This is a genomic window from Baekduia sp., assembly GCF_035318805.1.
Lineage (GTDB): Bacteria > Actinomycetota > Thermoleophilia > Solirubrobacterales > Solirubrobacteraceae > Baekduia.
On sequence record NZ_DATHDY010000066.1, the window covers coordinates 49299 to 74720 of the forward strand.

The window sequence follows — 25422 nt, forward strand, 5'->3', positions numbered from 1 at the left end:
CCACGATGCCGAGCACGAGCGCCCAGAAGCCCCGGCTCCGCAAGGTGGACTGCTCGGGCCCAGGGCTGCGTCGCGTGCGCCGCGGCCGCGGGTTCTCGATCCTCGACCGCGACGGCGAGCGCGTCGAGGAGCCCGAGGTCCTGACCCGCGTCAACGAGTTGGTGATCCCGCCGGCCTGGGACGACGTGTGGATCTGCCTCTATCCGGGCGGCCACATCCAGGCGACCGGTGTCGACCAGAAGGGGCGCAAGCAGTACCTCTACCACCCGCGATGGCGGGAGCGCCGCGACATGGCCAAGTTCGAGGACATGGTCGTCTTCGCCCGCGCGCTCCCCGCGCTGCGCGAGCGCGTGGAGGCCGACCTGGCGCGCGGCGGCCACTCGCGCGACCACGTCCTCGCGCTGGCGGTGCGGCTGCTGGACCGCGGCTTCTTCCGGATCGGCTCCGAGGACTACGCGGTCACCAACGAGACGTTCGGCCTGGCGACGATGAAGAAGCGCCACGTCCGGGTCGACGGCGACCACCTGTACTTCGACTACCCCGCCAAGCACGGCAAGCGGCGCGTGCAGGCGGTGATCGACGGCGACCTGGCCGCCGACGTGCGCACGCTGAAGCAGCGCCGCGGCGGCGGCGACGAGCTGCTGGCCTACAAGCACCACCGCCGCTGGGTCGACGTCCGCTCGGCCGACATCAACGCCTGGCTGAAGGAGGTCACCGAGGAGGACATCAGCGCCAAGGACTTCCGCACCTGGGGCGCCACGGTGCTGGCCGCGCTGGGCCTCGCCGTCAGCCCGGTCCCCGACAGCAAGGCGGCGCGCAAGCGGGCGATGGCGCGCGTCGTCAAGGAGGTTGCGCACTACCTCGGCAACACGCCGGCGGTGGCGCGCGCGTCCTACATCGACCCGCGCACGTTCGACCGCTACGCCGACGGCATCACGATCGCCGGCGCGCTGCCCGAGCTGGCCGAGGAGGGCGACGGCACCGCGATCCAGGGCGACGTGGAGTCCGCCGTGCTCGAGCTGATCACCGGCGAGGAGTCGCCGGCGCTCGCCCCGCCCGGGGGCGAGGTGGCCGCCGAGGCGGCCTAGGAGGTCGGCGCCTCTTCCTCGTCGAGCGCGGCCAGCGCCTCGTCGCGGCTGCCGCGGATCGTGAAGATCTGGTCCAGGCCCGTGATCTCGAACGTCTTGGCGATGTTCTGGTCGACGTTGACGATCGTCAGGCGGCCGTCGCGGGAGCGCAGGCGCTTCACCGTGCCGATCAGGACGCCGAGCGCGGTCGAGTCCAGGAACGTGGTCTCGCCCAGGTCGACGACGATGCGCGACTTGCCGGCCTCCATCGCCTCGCCCAGCGCCGTCTTGAGCTCGGGCGCGGTGAACAGGTCGATCTCGCCGCAGACGGCCACGACCTGCGTGGCGGCATCGACGGCGTCCTGGGTCAGTGCGAATTCCGGTGGCATCTGTCCCCCTAGTGTGACGTATCGCTGCGGAACGCGAGGTGCAGAAGCAACTCCGAGCCGTCGGTGCGGACGTCGTCGGCGACCCGCTGGAAGACGTTGCCGATGCCGGGCAGCGAGGCGGCGTCGACCAGGGCCTGGGCGCCTTCGGCCGGCAGCGGCCCGATGCGGAGCGATAGCCCCTCGGGCTCGGCGTGGACGTGCACGGTGACGCGCCCGTTGGCGGTGTGCCCGGGCGCGTGCGCCGCGACGGCGTCGGTGAGCAGCAGCGCGTCGTCGAGGCGGTCGATCGGGCACTGCGCGCGCGCGGCGAGCATCCCGACGACGCGGCCGAGGACCGGCCCGAGCAGCTCGGCGCGGCGGACGGTCAGCGTCGCCTCGTTGACGGTGGGCGGCTCGGCGCTCACGCGGGCTCGCCTTCCGGCGTGCGCTCCAGCTCGAAGGTCATGCGCACCTCGGTCTGCTCACGGTCGTTGGTTCCGAGCTCCAGGGTGGAGGCGAGCGTGGCGATCAGCGGGAGCCCGAGCCCGAGGCCGGGCGAGTCGGGGCGCGGCAGGATGCCGCGGCCCTCGTCGCTGACGACCACGGTGAGCGCCCCGTCGCGCAGCCCCGCGGAGACCGCCATGGGGCCGTCGTCGCCGTCGGGGTAGGCGTGGACGACGACGTTGGTGCACGCCTCGGTGACGGCGAGCTTCACGTCCGCGAGGGCGTGGTCGGGCACGTCGAGGGCATCGCCCAGGCCGCCGAAGGCATGGCGAACGACGGCCACGTTCTCGGCGCGGGCCGGCAGAGTCAACTCGAAGTCGGGCGTCAGAAGCTCCTGGTGGCGATCGTGCCGGGCCGTCCGGGGCCCGGGGTTCTCATCGGCTGCCAATATGCCCACCCGGTCGTCGTACTAGTCGCAGATCGCGCCCGCACGCGCGACGGGCCCGGAGCATAGACGTTCGAGTCTTCTGCCAAGGCACCTGCCTGTGATCGGCAAGCACGTCGAGCCGCCCGAGGGCAGCTCGACGTGTGTGGGGGAGGTCATCGCGTCGCACCGGGGCAGGGTCCGGCGCTTCCGTGACGCGACATGGGGCGGGAGCATCGTTCCCGCGACCTCGGTATGCCCGGCGTCAGGGGCCTCAAACGAGATGCTCATCCGACGTAGGCCCGCGGACGAAGAGGCTGGTCCCGCGGGGTTTCCGCCGTGGTCCGCGGAGGCTGTACGCGATCGCGTACGTCTGTCCAATCTGGAGTGGTCTTGCTACTCTGCCGCTTCCTCCAAGGCCTGGGGAGCCCGCGCCGACGGCGATCACGGGCCAGCCTCAGGCCCCGTGCCCCCGGGCCGCCACGGGACACCTCATGACGATCTCCGCACTGCCTCAGGCCGACGGCCTGTACGACCCCCGCTACGAGCACGACGCCTGCGGTGTCGCCATGGTCGCGCGGCTGGACAACCAGCCCGACCACGGCGTCATCGACCGCGCGCTGACCGCGCTCGACAACCTGGAGCACCGGGGCGCCGAGGGCGCTGACGTCCGCACGGGCGACGGCGCGGGCATCCTCGTCCAGCTCCCCGACGCGTTCTTCCGCGGCGTCGTCGACTTCGCCCTGCCGCCGCGTGGTCAGTACGGCGTGGCCGTCTGCTTCCTGCCGCGCGACGAGGCACAGCGCCGCAAGCTGGAGGAGCTGCTGGAGCTCAACGTCCGCATCGAGGGCCAGCAGCTGCTCGGGTGGCGCGACGTGCCGGTCGACCTCGAGCACGTCGGCGACACGGCCAACAGCTCGCGCCCGCACATCCGCCAGCTGTTCGTCGGCGCCGGGGAGGGTGGGCCGTATCGCGAGGACCAGGACGCGTTCGAGCGCAAGCTGTACGTGATCCGCCGGATCGTCGAGCTCGCGGCGGGCCCGGACTTCTACGCCCCGAGCTTCTCCTCGCGCACGTGCGTCTACAAGGGGATGCTGATCTCGCATCAGCTCCGGCACTTCTTCCCCGACCTCAAGGACGAGCGCTTCGTCTCCGCGCTGGCCCTGGTGCACAGCCGCTTCTCCACCAACACGTTCCCGTCGTGGGACCTCGCGCACCCGTTCCGCGTCATCGCCCACAACGGCGAGATCAACACGCTGATGGGCAACGCGAACTGGATGCGGGCCCGCGAGTCGCAGCTGGCCTCGGAGCTGTTCGGCCTGGACCTCCAGAAGGTCATGCCGATCGTGCGGCCGGGCGGCTCGGACTCCGCGACGTTCGACAACGTCCTCGAGCTGCTGATGCTCGCCGGCCGGTCGCTGCCGCACGCGGCGATGATGATGATCCCCGAGGCCTACGCCGACCGGGACGACCTGCCCGAGCACCTCAAGGGCTTCTACGCCTTCCACTCGTGCCTCATGGAGCCGTGGGACGGCCCGGCGTCGGTCTGCTTCACCGACGGCACCGTCGTCGGCGCGACGCTCGACCGCAACGGCCTCCGGCCCGGGCGCTGGACCGAGACCAAGGACGGCTACATCATGCTCGGCTCCGAGACGGGCATGCTGCCCGTCGACCCGGCCGACGTCGTGCGCCTCGGCCGGCTCGCGCCGGGCAAGCTGTTCCTCGTCGACCTCGAGGCCGGCCGCATCGTGGAGGACCACGAGGTCAAGGAGCAGGTCGCCACGGCCAAGCCCTATGGCCGCTGGTTCGAGGAGAACGTCGTGCGCTTCGACGACCTCGCGCCGCGCCAGGGCGCGCCGCTGAGCCAGCCGCTGCGCAACCTGCAGCTCGCGTTCGGCTACAGCCAGGAGGACCTGCGGATCCTCATGGCGCCGATGGCCAAGAACGCCGAGGAGCCGCTGGGCTCGATGGGCAACGACGCGGCGCTGGCCGTCCTGTCGGACCAGCGTCCCTCGCTGTTCACCTACTTCAAGCAGCTGTTCGCGCAGGTCACCAACCCGCCGATCGACCCGATCCGCGAGTCGATCGTCATGTCGCTGGGCACCGGCGTCGGCGCCGAGGGCAACCTCCTCGACGAGTCGCCCGAGCACGCGCGCCAGCTGGTCATGAGCCAGCCGATCCTGCGCAACGACGAGCTCGAGACGCTGCGGGCGATCGACCACCCGTGGTTCAGGTCGCACACGATCGACATCACCTGGGCGGTGCAGGACGGCCCCGAGGGGCTGCATGCGCGCCTGGCCGAGATCTGCGACGAGGCCCACGACGCGGTCGCCACGGGCGTCAACGTCCTGATCCTCAGCGACCGCGGCATCGGCCAGCGCCGCGCGCCGATCCCGTCGCTGCTGGCCGTCGCGGCCGTCCACCATCACCTGGTGCGCCTCGGCACCCGCCTGCAGACCGGCCTGGTGCTGGAGTCCGGCGAGCCGCGCGAGGTGCATCACTTCGCCACGCTGATCGGCTACGGCGCGAGCGCCGTCAACCCGTACGTCGCGTTCGAGACCGTCGACGCCCTCGTCGCCGAGGGCCGTGTCGGCGACATCGACTCCTCCGACGAGGCGCAGCGCGCGGTCGTCAAGGCGCTCGGCAAGGGCCTGCTGAAGACGATCTCCAAGATGGGGATCTCGACGATCCAGTCCTACTGCGGCGCGCAGATCTTCGAGGCCGTGGGCCTCGAGAAGCCGCTGATCGACCGCCACTTCTGCGGTACCGCGTCCCGGATCGGCGGCATCGGCCTCGACGAGCTGGCCCAGGAGGCGCTGGACCGCCACGCGCGCGGCTACGGGACGCGGGCGGCCGTGTCGGCGGACGAGCTCCTGCCCGTCGGCGGCGTCTACGCGTGGCGCCGCGACGGCGAGCACCACATGTGGAACCCGGAGACGATCGCGGCGCTGCAGCACGCCGTGCGCCCGGACACCGATCCGGCCCGTTCCGCCCAGGACAAGTACGACGAGTACGCGAGGATGGTCAACGAGCACGCCGCGCGCAAGGCGACGCTGCGCGGCCTGCTGAAGCTCCGCGCCGATCTGGAGCCGATCCCGCTCGACGCGGTCGAGCCCGCCCAGGAGATCGTCAAGCGCTTCGCCACCGGCGCGATGTCGCTGGGCTCGATCTCCACCGAGGCCCACGAGAACCTCGCGATCGCCATGAACCGCCTCGGCGGCCGCTCGAACACGGGCGAGGGCGGGGAGGACCCGCGGCGCTTCGAGCGCGACGAGAACGGCGACCTGCGCCGCTCGGCGATCAAGCAGGTGGCGTCGGGTCGCTTCGGCGTGACGATCCACTACCTGGTCAACGCCGACCAGCTGCAGATCAAGATGGCCCAGGGCGCCAAGCCCGGCGAGGGCGGCCAGCTGCCCGGCTACAAGGTCGACGCCTACATCGGCTCGGTGCGCCACACGACGCCCGGCGTCGGCCTGATCTCGCCGCCGCCGCACCACGACATCTACTCGATCGAGGACCTCAAGCAGCTCATCTACGACCTGCGCTGCGCCAACCCCAAGGCGCAGGTGTCGGTCAAGCTGGTCTCCGAGGTCGGCGTCGGCACGGTCGCCGCGGGCGTCGCCAAGGCCAACGCCGACCACGTGGTCATCGCCGGCCACGACGGCGGCACGGGCGCCTCGCCGCTGAGCTCGATCGTCGCGGCCGGCGCGCCGTGGGAGATCGGCCTGGCCGAGACGCAGCAGACGCTGCTGAAGAACGACCTGCGCTCGCGCATCGTCGTCCAGACCGACGGCCAGCTCAAGACGGGTCGCGACGTCGCGATCGCCGCCCTGCTGGGCGCCGACGAGATGGGCTTCTCCACGGCCCCGCTCATCGCCACCGGCTGCATCATGATGCGCGCCTGCCACCTCAACACCTGCCCGGTCGGCATCGCCACGCAGGATCCCGAGCTGCGCAAGCGCTTCAAGGGCACGCCCGAGCACGTCGTCAACTTCTTCTTCTTCGTGGCCGAGGAGCTGCGCGGCATCATGGCCTCGCTCGGCATCGCCAAGATGGAGGACATGATCGGTCGCGTCGACCTCCTCGAGGCCGACCAGGCGATCGACCACTGGAAGGCGCGCGGGATCGACCTCACGCACCTGCTGACGTTCCCGCGCGACGTGGCGCCCGACGCGCCGCGGCACCGCACCCAGCCGCCGCCGCCGGTGCTCGACGACGCCCTGGACCACGTGCTCCTGGAGCGCGCCCGCCCGGTCGTCGAGGGCGGCGACGCGAGCGTGCAGATCGACGTCGGCGTGCGCAACGTCAACCGCTGCGTCGGCGGCATGCTGTCCAGCCGCATCGCGGAGCTGCACGGCCGCGACGGCCTGCCGACCGACAGCGTCCAGGTCCGGTTCACCGGCTCGGCCGGCCAGAGCTTCGGCGGCTGGCTGGCTCCCGGCGTGACCTTCACGCTGCACGGCGACGCCAACGACTACACCGGCAAGGGCCTCTCCGGCGGCACCGTCGTCGTGACCCCGCCCGAGGGCGTGACCTTCCGGGCCGAGGACAACGTCGTCGTCGGCAACACGGTGCTCTACGGCGCGACGTCGGGCAAGGCGTTCTTCCGCGGTCAGGCCGGCGAGCGGTTCGCGGTCCGCAACTCGGGCGCCAGCGCCGTGATCGAGGGCGTGGGCGACCACGGCTGCGAGTACATGACCGGCGGGCGCGTCGTCGTCCTCGGGCAGACCGGGCGCAACTTCGCGGCCGGCATGAGCGGCGGCCTCGCGTTCGTCTTCGACGAGGACGGCGGGTTCCGCTCCCGGGTCAACCCGACGCTGCTCGACCAGCTCGAGGAGCTGGGCGACGACGACGCGGCCGAGGTCCGCGCGCTCGTCGAGGAGCACCTCCAGCGCACCGGCTCGCCGGTCGCCCAGCGCGTGCTCGACGACTGGGACGTCTCGCGCGGCTGCTTCGTCAAGGTCTTCCCCACCGACTACAAGCGCGTGCTGGCCGAGCAGGCCGCCGCGGAGGCTGCTGCTGAAGAGGAGGTCGCCGCATGACCGCCAGCGTGTTCGTGAATCCCGTCCACCTCGACGTCAAGCGGGCCGCATGACCGCCAGCGCGTGCGTGAACCCCGTCCCCCTCGACGTCAAGCGGGCCGCCTGATGGGCGAGCTCGGCGGGTTCCTCAAGATCGACCGCTCCAACATGCCCTACCGCGACCCGCAGGAGCGGGTGGGCGACTTCAAGGAGTTCGTCGTCCAGCGCTCCGACGCGGAGCTGTCGGCGCAGGGTGGACGCTGCATGGACTGCGGCGTCCCGTTCTGCCACAACGGCTGCCCGCTGGGCAACCTGATCCCGGACTGGAACGACCTGGTCTATCGCGACCGCTGGCCGGACGCGATCAAGCAGCTGCACGCGACCAACAACTTCCCGGAGTTCACCGGGCGCCTGTGTCCCGCCCCCTGCGAGGCCGCCTGCGTGCTGGAGATCCGCGAGGGCGACGCGGTCACCATCAAGCAGATCGAGAACTCCATCATCAACCGCGCGTGGGACGAGGGCTGGGTCGTCGCCCAGCCGCCGCTGGTCGAGACCGGCCGCAGCGCCGCGGTCGTCGGCGCCGGTCCCGCCGGCATGGCGGCCGCGCAGCAGCTGCGCCGCGCGGGTCATCGCGTCGTGCTCTTCGAGCGCGACGAGGCCGGCGGCGGGCTCGTGCGCTTCGGCGTGCCGGACTTCAAGATCGAGAAGTGGCTCGTCGAGCGGCGGATGGACCAGCTGCGCGAGGAGGGCGTCGAGGTCCGCTGCGGCGTCGACGTCGGGCGCGACGTCACGGGCGAGGAGCTGCGCGCCGAGTTCGACGCCGTCGTCCTGACGATCGGCTCGCGCGTCCCGCGCGACCTGCCCGTCCCGGGGCGCGAGCTCGAGGGCATCCACCCGGCGATGGACTACCTGTACGTGCGCAACCGCGCGATCGCCGACGAGTTCGGGCCGGCGCCGACGGTCGCGCGGGCGGGTGGGTCCGACTCCGTCGAGATCACCGCCGCCGGCAAGCACGTGGTCGTCATCGGCGGCGGCGACACGGGCGCCGACTGCGTCGGCCACTCCATCCGCGAGGGCGCGCTGAGCGTCACGCAGCTCGAGCTGCTGCCCGAGCCGCCGGCGCACCGGCCCGACGACCGGACGCCGTGGCCGCTGTGGCCGCAGAAGTTCCGGCTGTCGTACGCGATGGAGGAGGCCCAGGCCATCGGCAAGGGCGAGCAGGACTACTCGATCGTCACGACGCGCTTCGACGGCGAGGACGGCCACGTGGGCGCGCTGCACTACGCCCAGGCCGCCGACGCGCCGCCGTTCGCGCCCGTCGAGGGCACCCACGGCGAGATGCAGGCCGACCTGGTCCTGCTGGCCATGGGCTTCCTGCATCCCGAGCACGAGGGGATCGTCGAGCAGCTGGGCGTCGACCTCGACCAGCGCGGCAACATCAGGGCCTCGACCTACGCGACCTCCGTCAACGGCGTCTTCGCCGCCGGCGACGCTCGCCGGGGCCAGTCGCTCATCGTCTGGGCGATCAACGAGGGCCGCCAGGCGGCCCGCATGGCCGACCGCTTCCTCCACGAGCTCGGCGCCGCCGAGCGCGAGCCGGTCCTGGCCGGCAACGTCCACGACGCCGACGACGGCCCCGAGGGTCCGCCGTCGCACGCCGACGGCGGCATGGCGGTGGAGGAGAGCTAGCTACCGTCGCGCGATGCCCCACGCGCCACTGACCCGCCGCCGGCTCCTGCAGGCCGGAGCCGCCGGAGCGGCGATCGCCGCCGTGGAGGGACGGGCGCCGGCGCTGGCCGCGCGGCGCCGGCCCAAGCGCGCCGACGTGGTGGTGGTCGGCGCGGGCTTCAGCGGCCTGGCCGCCGCCCGGGCGCTGGAGGCGGCCGGGCACTCGGTGATCATCCTGGAGGCGCGCCGGCGCGTCGGCGGCCGCACCGCCAACGTCGGCATCGGCGGCGGCACGGCGATCGCCGAGATCGGCGGCGAGTACGTGGGGCCGACGCAGGACCGGATCCTCGCGCTGGCCAAGGCGACGCAGACCAAGACGTTCCCGGCGTACAACGAGGGCTCAAACGTCCTGCTGGCCGGCGGCCGGCGAACGCTGTACCCGGCCGCGACCGGCGTTCCCGACGACCCGGAGACCGTGGCGGCGCTCGGCGCGCTCCTCGCCCTCGACCCGATGGCGAAGAAGGTCGGCGTCGCGCTGCCGTGGACGTCCGAGAAGGCGCGCGCCCACGACGGCCAGACGCTCGCGCAGTGGCTGGCGCCCAAGGGCCTCACGCCCCGGGGCAAGGCGATCGCCGACGCGGTCTGCGAGTCGATCTGGGGAGCCGATCCCGAGGAGCTGTCGCTGCTGTACGTGCTGTTCTACGTCGCCGCGGCGGGCAATGCCAGGACGCTGGGCTCGTTCGCCAGGCTCGTCTCCACCGCCGGGGGAGCCCAGGAGCAGCGCATCGTCGGCGGGTCGGTCGTCGTGGCCGAGAAGGTGGCCGCCAAGCTCGGGTCGCGGGTGATCCTCGGCGCGCCGGTGCGCCGCATCGCCGCGCGCGACGGCGGCGTACGCGTCACGGCTGACGGCGTCACGATCGACGCGGAGCGGGCCATCGTCGCGGTTCCGCCGGTGCTCGCCGCGCGCATCGCCTACGCACCCGGACTGCCCGCCGGGAAGCGCACGCTGCTGCGGGCGATGACGCCCGGCTCGCTGACCAAGGTGGAGGCGGTCTACCCGACGCCGTTCTGGCGCGAGGCCGGCCTCAGCGGCCAGGGCGTCAGCGACACCGGCCTGGCCCGCGTCCCGTTCGACAACAGCCCGGCCGACGGCAGCCTCGGCGTCCTTCTCTCGTTCGTCGGCGGCCGACGGCACCGCGAGTGGGCGGCCTTGGACGCCGCCACGCGCCGCGCCCGCGTCCTCGACGACTTCGTGCGCTTCACCGGCGACGAGCGCGCCCGCAGCCCCGAGGATCTCGTCGAGAAGGACTGGACGACCGAGCAATGGACGCGCGGCTGCCCGGTCGGCCACTTCGCGCCGGGCGTGCTGTCGAAGCACGGCGCGCAGCTGCGCGCCACGCACGGCCGCATCCACTTCGCGGGCACCGAGACCGCCGACTACTGGCTCGGTTACATGGACGGCGCGGTGCGGGCCGGCGAGCGTGCGGCCCGGGAGGTCGGCGCGGCGCTCAGGAGGCGGAGCTGAGCGTCCTGCCACCACAAACTTGACGCCCCCGTCACCTTCTGCGACGCTGCCGCTCATGTCCCCGTCGCTTCCCACCGTCTGCCTGATCGGCGCGGGCTCGTCCGGCATCGCGGTCGCCAAGGCCCTGCACCAGCACGGTGTCCCGTTCGACTGCGTCGAGGCCTCCGACCGCGTCGGCGGCAACTGGGTCTTCGGCAACCGCAACGGCATGTCGGCCGCCTATCGCGACCTGCACATCAACACGTCGCGCGACCGCATGGCCTACTCGGACTTCCCGATGCCGGCCGACTACCCGGACTACCCGCACCACGCGCAGATCGCCGCGTACTTCGACGACTACGTCGACCACTTCGGCTTCCGCGACCACATCGTCTTCGACACGCGGGTCGAGAAGGTCGTGCGCGGCGGCGACGGCGTCTACACCGTGACGACCGACGACGGCGTCACGCGCGAGTACGACGTGGTGCTCGTCGCCAACGGCCATCACTGGAACCCCCGCTGGCCCGAACCCGCCTTCCCGGGCGCCGACACGTTCGAGGGCACGCAGATCCACGCCCACTCCTACCTCGACAGCTCGATCTTCGAGGACAGGAACGTCGTCGTGCTCGGCATGGGCAACTCGGCGATGGACATCGCGGTCGAGTCGTCCTATGTCGCCCGGAGCACGTTCCTGGCCGCCCGCCGCGGCGCCTGGATCGTCCCGAAATACCTCTTCGGCCGCCCGTCGGACCAGCTCAAGAACGACCCGCGGATCCCGTTCAAGATCCGCCAGAAGGCCATCCACAACATCGTCAAGCTCTACACGGGCGACCTGACGAAGTACGGCCTGCCCAAGCCCGACCATCACTTCGGCGAGGCGCACCCCACGGTCTCCGGGCGCATCCTGGACCGCATCCAGCACGGCCGGGTCGCGCCCAAGCCGAACATCGAGCGCCTCGACGGCCGCTTCGTCGAGTTCGCCGATGGCAGCCGCCAGGAGGTCGACGTCGTGGTCTACTGCACCGGCTACAAGATCACGTTCCCGTTCTTCGACGAGGACTTCCTCTCGGCGCCCGACAACCAGATCGAGCTCTTCCGCCGCGTGTTCCACCCGGCGCTGCCGGACCTGGCGTTCGTCGGCCTGCTGCAGCCGCTCGGCGCGGTGATGCCGCTCGCCGAGGCCCAGGGCCAGTGGCTGGCCGCCTACCTGCGCGGCGAGTACGCGCTGCCGGCGCCCGGCGAGGTCGGCGCCGACATCCGCGCCGACCAGCGGGCGATGCGCAAGCGCTACGTGGCCTCCAAGCGCCACACCATCCAGGTCGACTTCGACGACTACCTGCGCGACCTCGACAGGGAGCGCAAGGCCGGCGCCGAGCGCGCCCGCACGCGCGGCTTCGCCCCGCCGGTCGCCCACCGCGCCAAGGACGCCCCGCGCACCGCTGGGGCCGCTGAGGCCGTCGCCGCGTGACGCAGGCCGCGCCAGCCGGCAAGCGCGAGCGCACGAAGCAGGCCAACCGTGCGGCGATCCTGGTCGCGGCGCGCGCGGTGTTCGCCGAGCTCGGCTTCGGCGCCGCCTCGGTGCGGGACATCGTGCGCAAGACCGACCTGGCGACCGGGACGTTCTACAACTACTTCCCCGACAAGGAGTCGGTCCTGCGCGCGCTCCTGGACGAGACCGCGGGGGAGGCGCGCGTGCGCGTGCGGACGGCCCGCCGCGAGGGGGCGACCCTGGACGCCTTCGTGCGCGACGGCTTCCGGGCCTACTTCGACTACCTGCTCGAGGATCGCCAAACGTCGGAGATGCTCAGCCGCAACGCGGGCACGATCCGGGCGATGTTCGACGAGCCGTCGCTGGTGGCGGGTGTCGAGGAGCTCGCCGAGGACCTGCACGCCGGCGTCGCTGCGGGGCTGATCCCCGGGCACGACGTCGAGTACATGGCCGCGTCGATGGTGGGTGCGGCGTTCGAGGTGGGCGCACGGATGCTCAGCAGCGACGTCCCGGACCCGGCGCGCGCCACCGAGTTCATCAGCGCGCTGTTCATCGCGGGCCTGTCGTCGCGCCGCTGACCGTCGCGCTTTTGCACGGTCCGTTGCGCGGACAGGCACCGCAACTTCCGCCCCGGCTAGGCTGTCCTAGTTCTCAGCGCGCCGAAGTACGCCGTGCGCTGACCCCTGGTACTCGTCCCCGACGCCGACAAAGGAGCACCCCGCATTCCGATGCGACGTCTCTTCCGCACGTCCCTGCTCGCCACCGCCCTGATGGCCGCCGCGATCCCCGCGAGCGCCTCAGCTGCGACGGTGGGCATCTCCGATCAGCAGCCCTCGACCTTCACGAACCCGCTGTACTCGCCGTTGAAGCTGAAGGTCGCCCGTGTCATCACGCCCTACGACGTGACCAAGGAGCCGGCCGAGAAGGCGCGCCTGGATCAGTGGATCCACAACGCCAAGCTGGCCAAGCAGACGATCCTCATCTCGTTCGAGCACTCCCGCCTGTCGTCGAAGTACAACAAGGCACCGAGCGTCTCCGCGTACACCAGCGCGCTGAAGGCGTTCAAGAAGGAGTACGGCAGCAAGTTCGACATCTCGCCCTGGAACGAGGTCAACGTCTGCCAGGCCAAGGGCCGCCAGGAAGGGCAGCCGGCGAAGATCTGCAAGTCCGCGACGGGCCCGAAGCTCGTGTCGCAGTACTACTCCGCCGCCAAGAAGACCTTCCCCGGCCGCAAGATCGTGGCCCTGGACATCCTCGACGGCTCCAACGTGGGCGGCGCGGTGAGCTACCTGCGCAAGTTCAAGAAGTACGTCAAGGGGACGCCCAAGTACTGGGGCATCCACAACTACAGCGACACCAACCGCGGCTCGACGTCGCGCACCTCACGCCTGATCAAGGAGATCAACAACAAGAAGGCGGAGGTCTGGCTGACCGAGACCGGTGGCCAGCTGCGCCTGCGCGGCGTGGAAGCCGGGCAGGCCAAGGCCGCCAAGGCGCTGAAGTGCATGTTCTCGATGCCGAAGAAGTACAAGCAGATCAAGCGCTTGTACATCTACCAGTTCAACGGCGCCGCTCCGAGCAACGACTTCGACGCCGGCCTGATCAACACCGACAACACGATCCGCACCGGCTACACGGTCGTCCAGAAGCGCCAGTCGGCCACCTGCCACGCCTAGTGGGCCACTAGGCAGACCGACCGCAGCACCACGCAGGATCGACGGGCGCCCTCCGGGGCGCCCGTCGTGCGTTGCCGCCCCATCCGGTCACCCCAGCCCCGCGTGGGGGCGCGGTTCGTAGACTGGGGGTGTGCCCTCCTTCTGCCGTCACAACCGGCTCGTCGAGAACTGCCCGATCTGCTCCAAGAAGGCGTCGGTCGTCAGCCCGGTGCGCTCGGTCGCGCGGCGTCCGTCCAAGCCGGCCAACGGCGGGCCCGTGCGCGCGCCGCGCAAGTCGACGGCGGGTGGGATGACGGTGCGCCGCGTGGAGCGCGCGCCCGACGACGGCTACGAGCACGATCTCGTCCCCGGGCTGCGCTCCAGCACGGATGCGGGCCGCCTGGCCGACGAGCTGGCGTTCTCCGCGGCGCGCCTGCGCGAGCTCAGCGACGCGCCTCCCGGCCTCTACGCCGACGTGCGCGCCACGGAGGACCGCGAGGAGGCCGCGTGGCTGATCTTCCTGATCGCGTTCATGGCCCCGCTGGAGGGCGACGACCAGTGGGCCGGCATCGAGGCCGTGCGCACCACGTGGGCCGCGGGCGAGGTGCCCGTGCTCGACGGCGGCCGGTTCGGCCCCCGCACGGCGTACGACCCCAAGCGCGGCGCTGCGCCCCTGGTGGCCTACCGCACGTGGGCCGAGCGGCTCGGCGGGCAGATCAGCGCGCTGGCCGGCGAGGAGAGCTGGACGCTGCAGCATCGCTACGACCGCGCCTTCGAGCGCCTGGCGTTCTCGAGCTTCGGCCGCCCGCAGCGGATGGAGTTCCTGGTCCTGGCCCACCGCCTCGGCCTGGTCGAGCTCGATCCCTGGACGATGCACCTGAGCGCCGCCACGGCGACCGATCCGGTGGCTCTCGGCGCCAAGCGCCTTCTGGGGATCGGCGATCCCGTGCTGCTGCAGCGCCGCCAGCGCGAGCTGGCCCACGGCATCGACGTGCCGATCGAGGCGCTGGACCTCGGCCTGTATAACTGGAACGCGCCGATGGACGCGCCGCGGGTCAAGGCGGGCGCGACCGTCGACGCCGATCCGGCCGAGCGCAAGCGCATCGCGAGCGCGCTGGGGCTGTAGGACGTTGCGGGTGCGGCGTCGCGCCCGGCTCGCCGCCGGGCTGACCTGCCTGGTGGTCGCGGTCGGCGGGTGCGGGGCGCAGTCCAAGAGCTCGCAGCCGGGGAACGCGCCGACGGTCTCGCTCTGGACCAGCGCGACGTCGGCCGACTACCGCCAGGTCAACGACGGCGCGCGGCTGGCGCTGGCCGAGGCCGGCGGCAAGGCCGGGGTCTTCCGCGTCAACTACGCGGCGCGCGAGCTCTCGGACGCCGAGCCGCAGACGACGGCCGACGCCCTGGCGGCGGCGCGCCTGACGTTGCAGGACACGCAGTCGAGCGCGATGCTGACCGGGCTGGGCGACGCACCGGCGAAGGCGGCGATCACGCTGCTCAACGAGGCCGGGATCGGGACCGTGAGCCTCGGCGACGCGACGCTGAGGACGGCGGCGTGCTCGTCGCGCAGCGACTTCTACCCCAACGGTCGAGCGACGGCCGTCGTCGTGAATCCCGATGCCGCGGTGCCGGCGTCGTGGGCGTCGACCTTCCGCAAGACCTACGGAATCGCCCCGACCGTCAAGGCGTTTCGCGCCTACGAGGGCGCGTGGGCGATCCTGACGGCGCTCGCCCAGCCGGGCGTGGCGACCACCGACTCGCCGCCGCGGCTGAACCGCGACGCGCTCGCCACCGCGCTCGTGCGCGAGCAGCGCGGCTGCGCGTAGACGTCACCCGGGCGCCGCCCGGCCCGGCGAGGACCTCGTGCGCATCCCCAATCTTGGGGCCCGTTTTGGACGAACGTTGGCGTTTGTCCGACCATCGTGCATGAGCGTCACAAGGGGTGCTCGGCGCCCAAGTGGTACGTCGAAGTGCCGCAAAATGCGACCTTCGGCGTAGCGAAGCGCACAAGGGCTTGTCCGCATTCTGACGCCGTCTTCCCGCAGACGCGGTCGTCCGCCGGATTCGGAGGTCAGGTGATCTCGAGCGCGTTGCGATACCTCGTGGCGTTGCTCACCGATGGACGTGCGTCGCCACTCGGACATCCCCTGGGAACGAGGGGGGCGAGAAATGGCCCGGCGCGCCCTAATCGGTACGGACGCCATCGAACGACACCCAAGGACGGGACATGCCGGAACTCGCCCCTCCGGAGCAGGAAGCTCCGGGCAGGCTCACGCAGGAAGAGGCACAGGAGCTGGTGCTGCGGACGGTCGCCGCGCACGCGGAGTCGCTGCTGCGCACCGCCTACGCGCACAGCTTGTGCGCCGACGACGCGCATGATGCCTACCAGCGCGGCATGGAGATCTTCATGCGCCGCGCGCGATCCCTGGATCCGCAGCACGTCGATCGCTGGCTGCATGTCGTCGTCAAGCGCGAAGCCATCGCGGTCCGCCGCGGGCGCTCCGAGCTGGTGGGGACCGAGGACATCGACTTCGACCGGCACGAGGCGCCGCACGTCGCCTCGCCGGAGGAGCGTGTGCTCACCGCCGACCGGACGACGCGCGCCGCGGAGGCGCTGCGGCGCCTGAAGCCGCAGGAGCTGCGCGCGATCTGGCTGAAGGCGCTCGGGCATTCATACGCCGAGATCGGCGAGGTCACCGGGTTCTCGGCGACCAAAGTCAACCGGTGCCTGACCGAGGGACGCAAGAGCTTCCTCTCGCGCTTCGAAGGGATCGAGACGGGCGAGGAGTGCCGGCGCTGGGAGGGCGTGCTGTCGGCCATGGTCGATGGCGAGGCGTCCGCCGCGCAGCTCACCGACGTGCGGCCGCACCTGCGGGCCTGCCCGGCGTGCCGCGCGACGCTGCGGTCGCTGCACGGGCAGAACCGGTCGCTCGTGGCCGTCCTGCCGGTGGGCGTCGCGGGTGCCGGGATGAAGCTCGCGACGCTGTTGGAGCGCTTCGTGCCGGGGGTCGCGACAGGCGACGGCGGCGCGGCCGCGGCGGCCGGCGGCGCCGGGTTCCTCGGCGTGGGCGGGGCGAAGCTGGCGGGTCTGCTGGCCGCAGGCGCCGTGGCGACCGCGGGCGGCGGGCTCGTCGCGGTGCACGAGCGGGAGGCGCGCCCGCCGGATCGGCAGGCGGTGGCGGCCCGGAAGGTCACGGCGGCGCCGGCGCGGACGGCTCCGGCGGCGGCGTCCACCGCGGTGGGCTCAGCCCTGAGCGCCGCCTCCTCGCGGCCGTCGACGAAGGGCCGTGAGAGGCGCCGCGCTCCTGTGCGACAGCGCCTCGTCGCGGACCGCTCGGCGCCCGCCGGTCGGCTCGAGTTCTCGCCGGGCGGTGCCGAGCCCGGTGCGCCGACCCCCAGCCCGAGCGCGGCCGTCGCGGCGCAGCGTGCGCCGACGCCGACGCCGACGCCGACGTCGTCCTCCCCGCCGACTTCCGCCGCGGCCGCGAGCGGCGCCGACTCCACTCGGGGCGAGTTCGCCCCGCAGCCTTGAACCGATGATTCACTCGAAAGGACTCACCATGAATCACCCATCCCTGCCCAGGTTGCGCCGGTTGCTTGCGGCGGGCCTGGCCATGTTCGCCGCGACCGGTGCCTACCTCGTCGCCGCCACCGACGCGCAGGCTGCGGCCTACATCCACCAGAGCTGCATGAACGGCGCTGATGTCGCCGACGCCTACGGCGGCTGGCAGCCGTTCAACACGCATCCCGTCCTCGGCACGGGCACCCGGTTCGAATGCCCCTTGGGCGGACTGCACGCCACCATGTCCCCGACATCCAGCGCGCCCGTCCCGCTCGGCGGCGCGGTGGGCTGGACCTACACGGCGCCACCTGGCACGACCCTTTCGCGCCTGTGGCTCGACTACGCCGGTGCGACGAGGAACTTCGACGGCAGCAACCGCGGCGTCATCCAGATCCTGGACGGGCACGGAACCATCGCCTCGAGCTCGAGCGGCGAGGAGATCTCGACGATCGCGCGCCGCATCGTCGATTGGAACGGACTGAACGGCACCACCGTCACCGTGCGCGTCATCTGCGACGGCCCGACCGGCAAGCCGGCCTGCTCGGAGTCCACGGGCTGGGCGTCGTTCTACTACCCGCGGTTGACGCTGGTCGACGACACGCCGCCGGACGTCGGCGCTCCGTCCGGCTCTGCCACGGGCGACCCGACGTGGAAGGACAGCGAGGCCCTGGGCTACGCCGCCACGGATCAGGGCGGTGGGCTCGCGCGCTTCCGGCTCTCCGTGGACGGCACCGTGACGGTCGACCACGCTGTCGATGCCTCGGGCAGCCACTGCAACGCGACGGCCACCGACGGCGGGCTGTGGGTCTTCCCTCTGCCCAAGCCCTGCCCGGGCTCGGTGAGCACGATCGAGACGATCGACACCACCAAGATCCCGGACGGTCAGCACACGATCACGGCACGCGTGGTCGACGCCGCCCAGCGCGACGCGGTGATCTGGTCGGGGTCGCGCGTCGTTGCGAACCATCCGCCGGTGAACTCGGCGGCGCCGTCGTTCGCACAGGCCGCCGATGCCGCGTCACCGATCGTCGGCCTGAAGCTGACGGCCAAGGACGGGGAGTGGGGCGGTCCCAGCCTGACCTTCGCGCGTGGCTGGCAGCAGTGCGACACGTCGGCGCTCAACTGCGTGCAGATCCCGGGCGCGACGTCGGCGGACTACGTCCCGACGGCCGCCGACGTCGGCCATCGCCTGCGGTTCGCCGTCACTGCTACCAACGCCGCCGCCTCGGTCATCGCGTTCTCGCCGGCCACCGGCGTCGTCGCGGCGCCCAGCAGCGCGGAACCGCCCACCCCCAAGCCGGACCCGACTCCCGACACGCCGGCCCCCAACGGGTCCAACGGCTCCAACGGCTCCAACGGCAATGGGGGCACCACGATCGTCATCCCGAACCTGACGACGACCAACACCGAGCGCGCGGAGCACACGCTGATCGGTCGCGTCGTGGGCGAGCGTGCAGGCGTCGCGTGCCCCAACGACAAGGCCACGCTCAAGTTCCAGCACATCGTCGGCGGGCGGACGAAGCTCGGCTATGGGAAGTCCGGGATCGCCCAGCTCCAGCTGACCTGCACGGAGTCGGGCAAGGCGATCGAGGGCGCGAAGCTCGAGATCGCGACGAAGACCGGCGCGCAGGCGGCCGTGGCCTCGGACGTGACCACCGACGGCGCGGGCCACGCCACGCTGCGGCTCGGCAAGGGCGGCAGTCGCGGCATCGTCGTCGGCTACCGGATGTACGCCGACGACCCGATGGCGCGGGCCACCGCCACGTTGCGGGTCCTCGTGACCGGCCGGGTCTCGCTGTCGGCGAATCGCAAGCGGCTGACCAACGGTCGGGCGGTGACGCTCAAGGGCTCGCTCGCCGGTGGGCTCGTGCCGAAGCGCGGCGTCAACCTGGCGATGCAGTGGAAGGACGGCAAGCGCTGGCGTCCCTTCGCGCAGATCAAGAGCGACTCGAAGGGCCGCTTCCACTACGCCTACAAGTTCACCCGCACCAACCGCACGGTCGTCTACCGCCTCAGGGCGCAGGTCGGGCCGGGGCAGGTCGACTACCCGTTCGTCGCGACCGCCTCCAAGCCGGTGAGGATCACCGTTGCCCGCTAGGCGCATGTTCTGCGCGACCCGCCTCGGCGGGTCGCGCCCGACGTCCTTCGAGCTGCTCCGGCGGCGGGCTCTGCCCGCCGCCGTCGGCGGTTGTGCGCTCCTGCTCTCGTGGGCGCTGGCGTCGCCGGCACACGCCGAGGAGGTCTTCACGAGCCAGTCGGCCGCCGCTCACGCGACAGACTCGACCTGGATCGCGGCTCCGGCCCGGCCGGCCGCCGTGTGCATCGTCGACACCGGCAACGACGCGAACCCCGACACGACGAACGTGATCGCCCGGTTGGCGGTGGACGGCGGAGACGGCTCCGATCTCGACACCACCGGCCACCACGGCACCCTCATGTCAATGATCGCCTCGGCGCCCTACAACGGCTTCGGGATGGTGGGCGCGGCACCGAGCGTGAAGGTGGTGTCAGTGCGGGCGACGCGGCCAGGGAACGGAGGCGGGTTTGCGTTCTCCGACGTGATCACCAGCCTGACGCTGTGTCGGAAGCATCAAGCCGTCTACAACATCAAGGTGATCTCGCTCTCGCTTGGCATCCGTAACCGCGGAGACCTCGACATCGACTCTCAGAAGGCGATGCAGGAGGCTGTGGACAAGGCGAGGCAGGCGGGCATCGCCGTTGTCGCTGCGGCCGGCAACCATCCTGGTGCCGTGGACTACCCTGCCGCATACCTGCCGGTGGTCGCTGTCGCCGCCTCCGACACCGCAGGTACAACTTGCGCGTTTGCCGCGTTGGGCCTAGAGGTTGACTTGATGGCGCCGGGGTGTCCTCAGGATGTGGCGCTGCCAGACGGACGAGCCGCGTGGGCATCAGGCTCGAGCGAGTCCGCCGCGTACGTTTCAGCGATCCTCGCCCAGCTACGTGCCCTACGACCTGAGCTATCGCTGGACCAAGCCGAAGGCTTCTTGGCTCCAACCACGGGGCCCGCTGCCGGGAATCTGATCGATGTTGGTGCTGCGTTCCGTGCTGCCGGTCTTGACGTTCAGTTGGCTCAAGGTCATAACGCTATGCCACCGTCGATCGCGCCAGGGCCGGCTGACGCGTCGAACGCGGACCATCCAATGCAGACTCTCACCGGTTCGGGCGCCGCGGAGCAGCCCGCGGCGTCCGATCGCGCGCTGCCGCCAGCCACCTCACCGAATGTGGGACCTCAGCCCAAGTCAGTTACCGCGAAGGTTCCTCTGAGGCTCCCGGAGCCGCGGGTACGGATCTGGCGGTACCGACGCGGACACCTGACGCTAATGCTGGGTAACAGGCCGCCAGGAGCGCAAGCCGACGTGCGGATTTACGCTCGAAGGAGGGGCCACAACCTTCCGACGCTCGTACGGCGTGTCCGTATGATCCGTGACCGTCTGCGGACTCAGGTCTTAGGAACACTGAGTCAGGTGTCGATTAGCTACCGGGATCCCACCGGGAAGCATAGTAATTCCTCTGCGTTCATTCGGCGGCCCTGACCAGTTCCACCGCAGACCATCGTGATCGCTCGTCTCTGTTGTCATCTCGCTGCCATCTTGGCGATGGCTCTCTTCACGGCCGTGCCGGCGACCCCCGCGGTCGCAGCGCAGGATCGGCCGGGGCCGGGCGATGTCGGTCCGTCAGCAGACGGTGGGACATACGTCATCCTGAGCTGTGGCGAGGGAGGGTCGACTTCGGGCTGGGCGTTGGGACCTACAAACGGGCCGACGCTCGCCGCGGGGACTCAGTGTCCACCTCAGCGCGGCAATGCGCCATCTGCCCCCAGCGTCCTGGTGCGCACGGGTCTCTGGGTCACCGATGACGGCGCCGACACCAATACGCCGGCGGGCGATCATTCCGAGCTGATCTTCACGACGACGGCTGGGACAGCGATCACACGAGCGCGGTACTGGCGGCAAGTGTCGAAACGATCCGACGACAGCTGGCAGCCTTACATAGGCCCTGCTGGCGGTCCCGCAGCGGATACGTGTGACATGAACGGGGCTCCGAACTGTGGTGTCGGGAGCGACGATTGGTATCCCGAGGATCCTAACCCGAACCTCGATCGACTCGCTTACGCCGACCTGCAGGGCATCTCGACTACGGGCTTCACTGTCGGGCTGCTGTGCAGGGACGACGGTCTGACGCACATCTGCACCAACGGAGGCACTCTTCCGCAGGCCGACGCCGCCATCTACAGCGCCTTCTTCACCATCGCCGATCCCTCCGCCCCCGCGACGGGAGCTCCGGCTGGCTCTGGTTGGGACGCGACGGGATGGGTGGATGGGGCGCAGGGTGTTCTGCCGCTTGCGTTGAGCTCGACTGACAACACGGGCATCAGTGCGACGCGCGTGTATGCGGATGGATCGCTGATCGCCACGTTGCAGCGCAGTTGCAGCTATGACCGGCCGCGGCCTTGTACCGATGAGCCGACGGGTGCGGTTGGGATTCCGTTGGCGGGGTTGGCGGATGGGGCTCATGGCATTCAGGTGGCGGCGGTCGATGCCGCGGGCAACGAGGAGAGGCTCGATCGGCCGCAGCCGTTGTGGGTCGATGGCGCTGCGCCGGCGGCGCCGGTCGGGCTGGGCTCGGCGGCGGCGACCTCGGCCGACAACCGGTTCTCGGCCACATGGGCGCTGCCGGCGGATGCCGGTACGCCGATCGTCGCGGCTCGGTATCAGCTGTGCCAGGGCGGAACGTGCGCCGCGGTCCAGACGGCTCCGTCGCTCACCGCGGTCGACGGCCTCGCGCTGGCGGCCGCCGGCCAGGGAACGCTGAGGGTGTGGTTGGTCGACTCGCTCGGCCACGCCGATCCCGCGACCGCGGCGACGCTCGCGCTCAACTACGTCCCGGCCGGGGCGCCGAACCCCAACTCCAACCCGGAACCTCCCGCGCCGCCGTCGCCCGATCCCGCCCCTCCGGCCCCGCCACTGATCATCCTGCCGCCGGCGCTGGAGAAGACGGCCGCCGCGCTCAAGCTCTCCACGGTCCGGCTCGTCGGGCGTCGGGTGACGATCGCGGGCCGCCTGACCCGCCGCGCCTCCGGGCGCGTGACGCTGCGCTACCGGGCCCGGATCGGCAACGGCCACCGCAGCCTCAGCCGCCGAGCGACCATCCGCTCGGGCACGTTCCGCTCGACGTTCACGCTCTCGCACGCGATCGCCAAGGCCCGCTCGGCGACCATCACGGCGACCTACGCCGGGGACGCCGACACGAAGGCCGCGACGGCCCGCTCGACGCTGCGGATCCGCTCGCGCTGACGACGCCGTCGCGCGCGCGGACACCCCGTCTTCGCAACGGTCCGCACACCGATTTCCGCAAGGTGCAGGAGGAACGCAAACGCCCGTGAACATCTGGGGTTTTGCCGTCCGACGGGGGTTCTACCGTCACGCCGTCCAGTCCTCGAGCTCCGGGAGCTCCCATGGCCCTCTGCTTCATCGAACCTCAAGACGCGATCCGCGTCATCGCAGAGTCCGTCGGCCGTGAGGCCCGGCGGCAGCTGCTCGGCGAGCTCGTGCGCGCATGGGTGGATGAGATTCCCGAGCGCGAGCTGGACACGCACTACGCCAAGGCGGTCGCCGACCTCGACGAGCACGACCTCTCGATGCTCGCCGCGTGGCATGCGTCGCTGGAGGTCGGGCAGCCGATCGCCAACCGCGACTTCCTCATGAACGTCTACCCGACGCTCGGCGAGAACCGGCGCGAGGCGCTGAAGATCGCCGCCGGCTTCCGCGGCGAAGAGGCGTTCGAGGCCGGCGTCGCCGAGGAGCAGGCCCTCGAGACGGTCCTCCCGCGCCTGTCACGCGAGCGCTCCGTCGAGCTCGCGCAGGAGTGCATCGAGCTGTACCTCTGGGACCGGCTCGGCAGCGACAACTAGGAGACCGTGTCGCTATCGCGACCGGGGACCCACCTCCGGCGGCGACGGCTGGCCGTCGTGGGCCTCGGCCTCGCTGGCCGCCTACGGCACCCTTAGGGTCGCGCCGCTGCGGCCGCTTAAGCCGCCGCGTCCACCCGGCGCAGCACGTCGTAGCGACCCACGCCACTGCGGCCGTCCATCCGCCAGGTGAAGAACGCGCAGTCCAGGCGGAGGCGACCGAGGTCGAGGGTCGTGCCGCACGAGACCTCGCCCGCGGCACGGCGCGCGTAGTCATCGTCCTCGCCCAGGTAGAGCTCCAGGCCCGCGTGGCGCTGGCGACCCTCGGCGTCGTAGGTCGTCGACACGCGCGGGTCGGCGACGACCTGCGCGACCGGCTCGTTGGACTCGCCGTCGTGGCCGAGCATCACGGCGTGGATCGCCTCGTCGGCGTGCGACTGGGCCTTGGCCGGCCGGACGGCGGTCAGCGTGACGCCGACGTCGCCCTCCAGCCACACGCCCAGCGCCCGCGCGACCGAGAGCTTGTCCCAGTCCGGCGCGCCCCACGAATGGCCGCGCTGGCCGCGGCCAGCGAACGGGCGCTCCTGGCCGTCGACCGTCACCGTGCCGGCCACGGTCACCAGCTGGTCGTAGCCCTCCATGCCACCGAGCTTGCCGGCGGGCAGGCCGGCCTCCAGGCGGGCGACCGCGGAGACCGCCGTCAGGTCCAGCGCGAACGCGTGCCGGCCGTCCTCGTCCTCGAAGGTCACCTTCCACGCACGCAGCGGATCGACGATCTGGGTCTCGACGCCCGCGGCATGGACGTCGCCCCAGCCGGTGCCGGAGCGCGGGACGCCGCCCTCGGCGCGCACGGCGACCGGCTCGCCGCCGGCGAACAGGAGCGCCAGGCCGCTGGTCACGATCTCACCGCCGGCCATCGCGCGGCCGATGCGGGCCACGCCGCAGACGTCGGCCTCGGCGTCGCTGAACGCGACCGTCACCGCGTCGCTCTGGCCCTCGTCCAGCGCGCGCGGCGCCTCGTGCTCGGCGGTGACGCTGCTCAAGGAAGTCTCCTGGGATCGATCTCGGTGGCGGTGCCGTCGACGTCGTAGGCGTCGCCCGGTCCGGGCGCGCCCGGCGTCCCCGGCGAGCCGGGCCCGCGACGGCGCCGCCGCCCGCCGCCCGGAATCCCCGGGCTGGGCATGTCGGCGAGCACCTGGAAGCTGAACCGCCGCACGATGATGCGGCGGATGACCGCGCGCGTCGGCGGGATGAGCAGCAGGGCGCCGACGATGTCGCTGCAGAACCCCGGCGTCAGCAGGAACGCGCCGCCGAAGATGATCAGCACGCCGTCGAGCACCTCGCGGCCGGGGACGCGGCCCTCGGTCAGCGCGGCCTGGAAGCGCCGCCACGCCGCGCGACCCTGTGACCTCATCAGCACGCTGCCCGCGATGGAGTCGGCGATCAGCAGCGCGATCGTCCACCATGCGCCGATCGCCTGGCCGACCTGGATGATCACGTAGATCTCGAGGATCGGGACGAGGACGAAGAGGACGAGCAGGAGCAGGAAGGGCATCCGGGTCCGAAGGCTACGCGGTCCTGGCGCGCGGGCGCCCGCGTACGGGCCCGGGCATCACCACGCGCGCCCGCCTACGCGGGCGCGACGACCGGGTCCACGACGACGCCCGGCAGCCGGTGCAGGCCGACGAGCTCGATGAGCCGCTGGATCTGGGGCTGTGCGCCGCGGATGCGCAGGATGCCGTCCGCCTGGCGCAGGCGACGGGCCACGAGCGCGAGGTCGACCATGAGCGACGGGTCGGCGAAAGCCAACTCATGCAGGTCGACGAAGACCGTTCCGCCAGCGCGCAGCGCCCGGGAGAGGGCGGGTCGGCGCAGGCTCTGGGTGGACCGATCCTCGTCTCCCGTGCAGCAGATCACCGGGGGGTGTTCGCTGAAGGAGACGATGGACAGGAAACCTACCCCAGGCGCGGGGCTAGACTCAAGAGCTATGCCCTCCGTCGAGGATGTCGAAGCCGCTCTCACCAACGTAATCGATCCCGAGCTCGGGCTCGATTTCGTCGAGCTGGGCCTGATCTACGGCATCGAGGTGTCCGGGGGCGACGTGCAGGTCACGTTCTCGCTGACCTCCCCCGGGTGCCCGATCGGCCCGCAGGTGACCGAGCAGATCGAGGAGTTCGTCACCGAGCTCGACGGGGTCATCTCCGTCGAGTCGTCGATGACCTTCAGCCCGCCGTGGACCCCGGACAGGATGTCCGAAGACGCGAAGTTCGCGCTCGGCTACTAGCCGAGCCCCC

Annotated in this window: 21 protein-coding genes; 15 read left to right on the plus strand and 6 right to left on the minus strand. The window is 71.6% G+C overall.

From position 1 onward, the window contains the following. Positions 1-5 precede the first annotated feature (5 nt). Positions 6-1088: a DNA topoisomerase IB gene (locus tag VK501_RS15255; RefSeq protein ID WP_324338747.1), complete on the plus strand. Its 1083-nt coding sequence runs from the start codon at positions 6-8 to the stop codon at positions 1086-1088. Here VK501_RS15255 and VK501_RS15260 read toward each other — a convergent pair. Genes VK501_RS15260 through VK501_RS15270 form a run of 3 tightly spaced genes read right to left on the minus strand, consistent with a single transcriptional unit; the run spans position 1085 to position 2336 of the window. Continuing rightward, complete coding sequence (locus VK501_RS15260; RefSeq protein ID WP_324338749.1) at positions 1085-1456, minus strand: STAS domain-containing protein; 372 nt, start codon at positions 1454-1456, stop codon at positions 1085-1087. The genes VK501_RS15255 and VK501_RS15260 overlap by 4 nt on opposite strands. An 8-nt stretch (positions 1457-1464) precedes the next feature. Continuing rightward, a complete protein-coding gene (locus VK501_RS15265; RefSeq protein ID WP_324338751.1) occupies positions 1465-1860 on the minus strand; it encodes a hypothetical protein in 396 nt (131 codons plus the stop codon). Continuing rightward, positions 1857-2336: an ATP-binding protein gene (locus VK501_RS15270; RefSeq protein ID WP_324338752.1), complete on the minus strand. Its 480-nt coding sequence runs from the start codon at positions 2334-2336 to the stop codon at positions 1857-1859. The genes VK501_RS15265 and VK501_RS15270 overlap by 4 nt, the downstream gene beginning before the upstream one ends. A 461-nt stretch (positions 2337-2797) precedes the next feature. Between VK501_RS15270 and gltB the strand changes: the two genes are divergently transcribed. The 13 genes from gltB to VK501_RS15335 all read left to right on the plus strand — a co-directional run bounded on the left by gltB (position 2798) and on the right by VK501_RS15335 (position 23131). After that, entirely contained in the window at positions 2798-7345 is a 4548-nt protein-coding gene (gltB, locus tag VK501_RS15275; RefSeq protein ID WP_324338754.1) for a glutamate synthase large subunit, read from the plus strand. 105 nt (positions 7346-7450) lie between these two features. After that, a complete protein-coding gene (locus VK501_RS15280) occupies positions 7451-9013 on the plus strand; it encodes a glutamate synthase subunit beta (RefSeq protein WP_324338756.1) in 1563 nt (520 codons plus the stop codon). Positions 9014-9026: 13 nt separating this feature from the next. Next, a complete protein-coding gene (locus VK501_RS15285) occupies positions 9027-10517 on the plus strand; it encodes a flavin monoamine oxidase family protein (protein ID WP_324338758.1) in 1491 nt (496 codons plus the stop codon). A 55-nt stretch (positions 10518-10572) separates the two neighbouring features. Then, positions 10573-11964 carry a flavin-containing monooxygenase gene (locus VK501_RS15290; protein WP_324338760.1) on the plus strand — a complete coding sequence of 464 codons (1392 nt, stop codon included), beginning with the start codon at positions 10573-10575 and terminating at the stop codon, positions 11962-11964. Further along, positions 11961-12563, plus strand: a complete 603-nt coding sequence (locus VK501_RS15295) for a TetR/AcrR family transcriptional regulator (RefSeq protein ID WP_324338762.1) — start codon at positions 11961-11963, stop codon at positions 12561-12563. Before VK501_RS15290 ends, VK501_RS15295 begins: the two co-directional genes overlap by 4 nt. A 150-nt stretch (positions 12564-12713) precedes the next feature. Next, complete coding sequence (locus VK501_RS15300) at positions 12714-13661, plus strand: hypothetical protein (protein ID WP_324338764.1); 948 nt, start codon at positions 12714-12716, stop codon at positions 13659-13661. A gap of 130 nt (positions 13662-13791) precedes the next feature. Then, positions 13792-14766: a hypothetical protein gene (locus tag VK501_RS15305; protein ID WP_324338766.1), complete on the plus strand. Its 975-nt coding sequence runs from the start codon at positions 13792-13794 to the stop codon at positions 14764-14766. Positions 14767-14776: 10 nt separating this feature from the next. After that, on the plus strand, positions 14777-15463 hold the full coding sequence (locus tag VK501_RS15310) for a hypothetical protein (RefSeq protein WP_324338768.1): 687 nt from the start codon (positions 14777-14779) through the stop codon (positions 15461-15463). A 401-nt stretch (positions 15464-15864) separates the two neighbouring features. Then, the gene (locus VK501_RS15315) at positions 15865-17169 is read left to right on the plus strand and encodes a sigma-70 family RNA polymerase sigma factor (RefSeq protein WP_324338770.1); all 1305 of its coding nucleotides are present in this window, start codon (positions 15865-15867) and stop codon (positions 17167-17169) included. A 28-nt stretch (positions 17170-17197) separates the two neighbouring features. Then, positions 17198-19297: a hypothetical protein gene (locus VK501_RS15320; protein ID WP_324338772.1), complete on the plus strand. Its 2100-nt coding sequence runs from the start codon at positions 17198-17200 to the stop codon at positions 19295-19297. Between the two features lie 4 nt (positions 19298-19301). After that, complete coding sequence (locus tag VK501_RS15325) at positions 19302-20753, plus strand: S8 family peptidase (RefSeq protein ID WP_324338774.1); 1452 nt, start codon at positions 19302-19304, stop codon at positions 20751-20753. 495 nt (positions 20754-21248) lie between these two features. Further along, entirely contained in the window at positions 21249-22514 is a 1266-nt protein-coding gene (locus tag VK501_RS15330; RefSeq protein WP_324338776.1) for a hypothetical protein, read from the plus strand. A gap of 161 nt (positions 22515-22675) precedes the next feature. Continuing rightward, positions 22676-23131 (plus strand): hypothetical protein, encoded by a 456-nt coding sequence (locus VK501_RS15335; RefSeq protein WP_324338778.1) that lies wholly within the window; start codon positions 22676-22678, stop codon positions 23129-23131. Between the two features lie 116 nt (positions 23132-23247). Here VK501_RS15335 and VK501_RS15340 read toward each other — a convergent pair whose 3' ends face one another. From VK501_RS15340 to VK501_RS15350, 3 genes are all read right to left on the minus strand, one after another. Beyond that, the gene (locus VK501_RS15340; protein ID WP_324338780.1) at positions 23248-24171 is read right to left on the minus strand and encodes a hypothetical protein; all 924 of its coding nucleotides are present in this window, start codon (positions 24169-24171) and stop codon (positions 23248-23250) included. Beyond that, positions 24168-24683 (minus strand): FxsA family protein, encoded by a 516-nt coding sequence (locus VK501_RS15345; protein ID WP_324338782.1) that lies wholly within the window; start codon positions 24681-24683, stop codon positions 24168-24170. Before VK501_RS15345 ends, VK501_RS15340 begins: the two co-directional genes overlap by 4 nt. A 74-nt stretch (positions 24684-24757) precedes the next feature. Then, a complete protein-coding gene (locus tag VK501_RS15350) occupies positions 24758-25150 on the minus strand; it encodes an STAS domain-containing protein (protein ID WP_324338784.1) in 393 nt (130 codons plus the stop codon). Here VK501_RS15350 and VK501_RS15355 point away from each other — a divergent pair. Then, complete coding sequence (locus VK501_RS15355) at positions 25116-25412, plus strand: metal-sulfur cluster assembly factor (RefSeq protein ID WP_324338786.1); 297 nt, start codon at positions 25116-25118, stop codon at positions 25410-25412. The genes VK501_RS15350 and VK501_RS15355 overlap by 35 nt on opposite strands. Positions 25413-25422: the final 10 nt, after the last annotated feature.

What these genes read in the sequence shown, in the direction of transcription:
- VK501_RS15255 (WP_324338747.1), top strand. Translation starts at nt 6, where the DNA reads ATGCCGAGCACGAGCGCCCAGAAGCCCCGGCTCCGCAAGGTGGACTGC.
- VK501_RS15260 (WP_324338749.1), bottom strand. Translation starts at nt 1,456, where the DNA reads ATGCCACCGGAATTCGCACTGACCCAGGACGCCGTCGATGCCGCCACG.
- gltB (WP_324338754.1), top strand. Translation starts at nt 2,798, where the DNA reads ATGACGATCTCCGCACTGCCTCAGGCCGACGGCCTGTACGACCCCCGC.
- VK501_RS15280 (WP_324338756.1), top strand. Translation starts at nt 7,451, where the DNA reads ATGGGCGAGCTCGGCGGGTTCCTCAAGATCGACCGCTCCAACATGCCC.
- VK501_RS15285 (WP_324338758.1), top strand. Translation starts at nt 9,027, where the DNA reads ATGCCCCACGCGCCACTGACCCGCCGCCGGCTCCTGCAGGCCGGAGCC.
- VK501_RS15290 (WP_324338760.1), top strand. Translation starts at nt 10,573, where the DNA reads ATGTCCCCGTCGCTTCCCACCGTCTGCCTGATCGGCGCGGGCTCGTCC.
- VK501_RS15300 (WP_324338764.1), top strand. Translation starts at nt 12,714, where the DNA reads ATGCGACGTCTCTTCCGCACGTCCCTGCTCGCCACCGCCCTGATGGCC.
- VK501_RS15315 (WP_324338770.1), top strand. Translation starts at nt 15,865, where the DNA reads ATGCCGGAACTCGCCCCTCCGGAGCAGGAAGCTCCGGGCAGGCTCACG.
- VK501_RS15320 (WP_324338772.1), top strand. Translation starts at nt 17,198, where the DNA reads ATGAATCACCCATCCCTGCCCAGGTTGCGCCGGTTGCTTGCGGCGGGC.
- VK501_RS15325 (WP_324338774.1), top strand. Translation starts at nt 19,302, where the DNA reads ATGTTCTGCGCGACCCGCCTCGGCGGGTCGCGCCCGACGTCCTTCGAG.
- VK501_RS15330 (WP_324338776.1), top strand. Translation starts at nt 21,249, where the DNA reads ATGAACGGGGCTCCGAACTGTGGTGTCGGGAGCGACGATTGGTATCCC.
- VK501_RS15335 (WP_324338778.1), top strand. Translation starts at nt 22,676, where the DNA reads ATGGCCCTCTGCTTCATCGAACCTCAAGACGCGATCCGCGTCATCGCA.
- VK501_RS15345 (WP_324338782.1), bottom strand. Translation starts at nt 24,683, where the DNA reads ATGCCCTTCCTGCTCCTGCTCGTCCTCTTCGTCCTCGTCCCGATCCTC.
- VK501_RS15355 (WP_324338786.1), top strand. Translation starts at nt 25,116, where the DNA reads ATGCCCTCCGTCGAGGATGTCGAAGCCGCTCTCACCAACGTAATCGAT.